The sequence below is a fragment of the Vibrio clamense genome, from assembly GCF_050337905.1.
Taxonomy (GTDB): Bacteria; Pseudomonadota; Gammaproteobacteria; order Enterobacterales; family Vibrionaceae; genus Vibrio; species Vibrio cortegadensis.
The window spans coordinates 1-3792 of record NZ_JAKJTJ010000007.1 but is presented as its reverse complement, the minus strand read 5'-3'; the positions used below and the strand labels follow the sequence as shown (position 1 = coordinate 3792).

The following is a 3792-nucleotide window of genomic DNA, read 5'->3' as shown; positions in this document are numbered from 1 at the left end:
TCGTATTGTTGTTACTAATATTGAAGGTATTAAACCCAAAGAATCTATTGAGAAATTGATTGGTGAAAAGTTTCCTGATGGTGCTCGTTTGATTCGTATATTTACACGTTCAAAGGAGGGTATTGAGCTTTGGCAAAATTGGTTTAGTTGGATGCCTATCGGGGCGTTTGTTGCTATTGATGAATGTCAGGATTTATATTGTCCTGAAGTTGGTTTTAAGCGTGAAAAGTTTTTAGCTCGTCCGTTATCAGATTTTATTGATTTATTGCCCTCTGATTTTTCAGAGTTATTTTACTCTCGTTGGTTGCCTGTTGACCCTGATTCATTTGAAGATGGTGATACAGATGATTGTGAACGCACTCAATTAGATGAAAATAATAGGCTGTTATATCCAGATAACTTTTACGGTGCTTTTATGCGCCATAGAAAATATCAGTGGGATATTGTTTTATTAACTCCAGATTATACTTCCATTCCTACTTGGCTACGTGGTTGTGCGGGTGAGGCATATTCACACCGTTCAACGGATACATTTTTTCGCAAACGTAGACCGCGCATTTTCAATCATCCTCCTAAGTCTACTAAAACAGCTCCTAGCTCTAAGACTGATTTTGCTAGTTGCAGCTCTAAAAAGATTCCTGTTGATGTTTTCGCGCTTTATAAGTCCACAGGGACGGGCGGATTTAATGAAACTAAATCTGATATTTCTATCCTCAAATCGCCTAAATTTATTTTGGTGGTTCTTGTCGGCATTCTTGCTATTGGTAAGTTTTTTTGGGATTTAACAAATGTATTATCTGATTCTGATTTGGGTGAAGTTCAAAACGTTGTTGAGACTTCATCCAGTTCTAAGCAAAGTAATGTTTCTAGTTCGTCTAGTTCTTCAGTACCTCAAGGCAATATTCAAGAAAATCGCTCGCGTTCTGATGGGTTGGGTTCTCGCGTTAATACTTCTGAAACTGGTTTCGAAAGTGATCTTGTTGTTGATGATGTGAATCCGTTCTATGAGTCGTTTTCAATTTTCAATGGTTCTGATGCTGTTTATCTAACGTCTGTCGATATTCGTTATCGTAAGCACTTAGGTTTAAATCCGTTATCGAGCTTTGTTTTTCGTATCGATAAAGGTAGGGATACATTTTATCTTCGTTCTGATGTCTTGATGCGTTACGGCTATCGCTTCGAGCTGATAGATGATTGTTTGATTCAGGTGTCTTCGGTGAATGTTGCTAGGTTCTTAACGTGTCCACCAAACCAGAGTGATTTTGTACCTGATTTTAATGCTAAGGATTCGCAGCTGACCGACGTAAGGGAAGATGTGAATATTTTTGATTTGCCTAACGGGTGATTGGTATGAAGAATTATGATTTTTGTCGCAGGATTGCAATGGATAAACGTTGGATTTTAAAAAATGGCTATGATTTTTATGATTGGTACTTATTTGTAAGAACTTTGCCTTAGTGCGTATTATNNGCAYNRATTTATGTTGAGTGGTTTGCTTTGCTTAACTGAATCAAAACGTGGGCGAGGGATATGCTCATTCTGGGAGTCAGCTTGCTGGCTCTTTAGATGCTCATCGCGAGAATCGTTTTTAGAAGTTAACCCGTAACATAAATTGCATAATACGAATTAAGCCCCGCAGGGATAGACCCGCCAGAACCTACAGTCCCACCAATTCGTTTTGCTACTGCATATATGATCATCTTTTAGATTTCGTTGTTGTCCATCCGTCCCAATTAGCAAAAAAGCCGTTTTATCATTTCGATTCTAGTCCAGGTCAAAGAAAAATAGCTTCCTTCCTACCAGACCGCTTTTTATTCTTTTTTATCTTCAATAACTCGACGTTTGACGACGAAAAAGGACGGCGAAGACTGAGCAAGGACGTTGAGGAGGAATCGGAGAGTACACTATCTTTAATAGTGTACTCTTGTCTCATATTGAGAAAAACCAACCTTATTTTAATTTCACATCATCTTCTTTTAATTCTTTGAGGCTTTTATCAATAAGGGCTTTTAGAACCTCTGGTACAGATACTGGTTTTGTTTTTTTTATTGTGATTTCTACTGCTTTTTTCTCAAGCTCTCTCCAGCGGTTATCGTCTAGTCGTAGCGTTGGCATGGCTTTACCTTTTTGTGGGTGACATAGCAACATTGTAGTTAAGTAACAATGTTATTTGTATCACTTCTTGCAATGTCACATGTGACAATGTATAAGGGTTGCATATAAATCACATGTGACAAAGTTACCATGATAGATAAACTTAAAATTTCTGTGCCGTTTAAGCGTGAGTTTGTTACTAATACTCGCGTTTCAAAGACAGGTGAGTGTATTGAGTATGTGAACATCATTGAATGCTCACTTCGTGGTATAGGTTTGGAGGCCAAGTCAGTTCATTACATGGGTGATGCTTTAGATAATCGTTATGAGGTTTCTGATTTACGTCACCCTTACGAGTCTTTACCAACTCACTTCACGGGTATGGCTTGTAAGATTTTCCAAGGCACCATTTGGCGCTCTCCGTGTATTGAATTGAAATGCTCTCCCGCAAAAATTATTCAAGGTCATAACGTTTTTGGTTCAACATCAATTGCTCTTGGTTCGGATGAAATGCTTGCTGCTTTAAATGAAACTTATCCTGCTGTTTATGACATGCTCGATATTCCCAACGCGACACTTGATGCTATCGATGCAACATATTCAGCTCGTGTAAAAAACGATCTTCAAGCTAAACAAGTGATCTCTTGTTTGAAAAATGTCTCTAATAATCAGATGAGAAAAAGTGTTCGCAATGAACATGAAACGACTTGTTATTTTACTCAAGGTTCTCGCCACTGTGACCGAAAGGTTTATTTGAAGTATCCAGAATTCAACAATCAGCTTTCAAAACTTCGCGCACTTCAATCTTCTGGTATTACTGAGTTTGATCGTGTTATCGATGTTATGTCCAATCCACAACTAATTAATTTTGCTCGCAATCTTGCTCGTTTTGAAGCGGGTGCGCATCGTCGCTATCTTGATGCAATGGGAATACCTAAAAATTTATATCACGCAATTAAATATCAATACGAATATGAAAAAGACGGAAAATCACTAATACAAGACATTTGGTTAAAAGCATTTGCACCATTATTTCAAGCTTTGGAGGGACAAAGAATGAATATTTTTAATGACGATGAAGTCCATAACAATCTTAAAAAAACTTATTTTAAAACCACTCCTAAAGGAAATGTTTCTTTTGCTAAAGCTGATAGGGTTTTTCGTTTCTATCGTTCTTTGGTTTCTGATGGTTACGAGGCAGTAAAAGAAACCTTTTCTTCACCTGCAACTTTTTATCGTCAATTAAATGAGTTACTTGCTGTTGGTTATAGCAAAGCTCAAATTCAGAATTTACAAGGGCAGGGTAAAGATAATGTTATTCCTCTCTTACAAGTAATTGATGTTGATTTTTCTAATCAGCGTCCAGATTGGTACGTCGAGCCAGAAGTCGGCATGTTAAGTGAAAAATACGGATTTAATACAGCAAACGTAGTTAGATTAATCGCATAGGAAATAAAAAAATGAAAAATGAATTATTGATTGAAGTGTTTAAAGAAAATGAGTGTTTAGACGTTCGTGAGGGTGTGACTGTTAAGGGTAAGCCTTGGAAAATGATTACTCAAATTGGTTATGCTCATACTGGTGGTAAATTCCCTATCGAGTTCAAAATCAAAATGTCTGAGGGTCAACCTGTTTGGCCTGCTGGTAAATATCATTTATCTGTAAATTCTTTGGTTGTTGGGATGCACGGCGATATTG

Annotated in this window: 4 protein-coding genes; 3 read left to right on the top strand and 1 reads right to left on the bottom strand. The window is 37.4% G+C overall.

Features of this window, described 5'->3' with window-relative positions; genetic code table 11:
* Window positions 1-1345, top strand: a 1345-nt coding sequence (locus tag L4C39_RS00375; RefSeq protein ID WP_429743772.1) for a zonular occludens toxin domain-containing protein, incomplete at its 5' end; no start/stop codon positions are given.
* A 605-nt stretch (window positions 1346-1950) separates the two neighbouring features.
* On the opposite strand, the gene L4C39_RS00370 is transcribed toward L4C39_RS00375, so the two are convergent.
* On the bottom strand, window positions 1951-2115 hold the full coding sequence (locus tag L4C39_RS00370) for a hypothetical protein (RefSeq protein WP_429743770.1): 165 nt from the start codon (window positions 2113-2115) through the stop codon (window positions 1951-1953).
* A gap of 129 nt (window positions 2116-2244) precedes the next feature.
* Between L4C39_RS00370 and L4C39_RS00365 the strand changes: the two genes are divergently transcribed.
* Both L4C39_RS00365 and L4C39_RS00360 read left to right on the top strand, forming a co-directional pair.
* The gene (locus L4C39_RS00365) at window positions 2245-3543 is read left to right on the top strand and encodes a phage/plasmid replication protein, II/X family (protein ID WP_429743768.1); all 1299 of its coding nucleotides are present in this window, start codon (window positions 2245-2247) and stop codon (window positions 3541-3543) included.
* A gap of 11 nt (window positions 3544-3554) precedes the next feature.
* Window positions 3555-3792: single-stranded DNA-binding protein (locus L4C39_RS00360; RefSeq protein WP_429743766.1), on the top strand; the 238-nt coding region annotated here is incomplete at its 3' end.

What these genes read in the sequence shown, in the direction of transcription:
- L4C39_RS00365 (WP_429743768.1), top strand. Translation starts at nt 2,245, where the DNA reads ATGATAGATAAACTTAAAATTTCTGTGCCGTTTAAGCGTGAGTTTGTT.
- L4C39_RS00370 (WP_429743770.1), bottom strand. Translation starts at nt 2,115, where the DNA reads ATGCCAACGCTACGACTAGACGATAACCGCTGGAGAGAGCTTGAGAAA.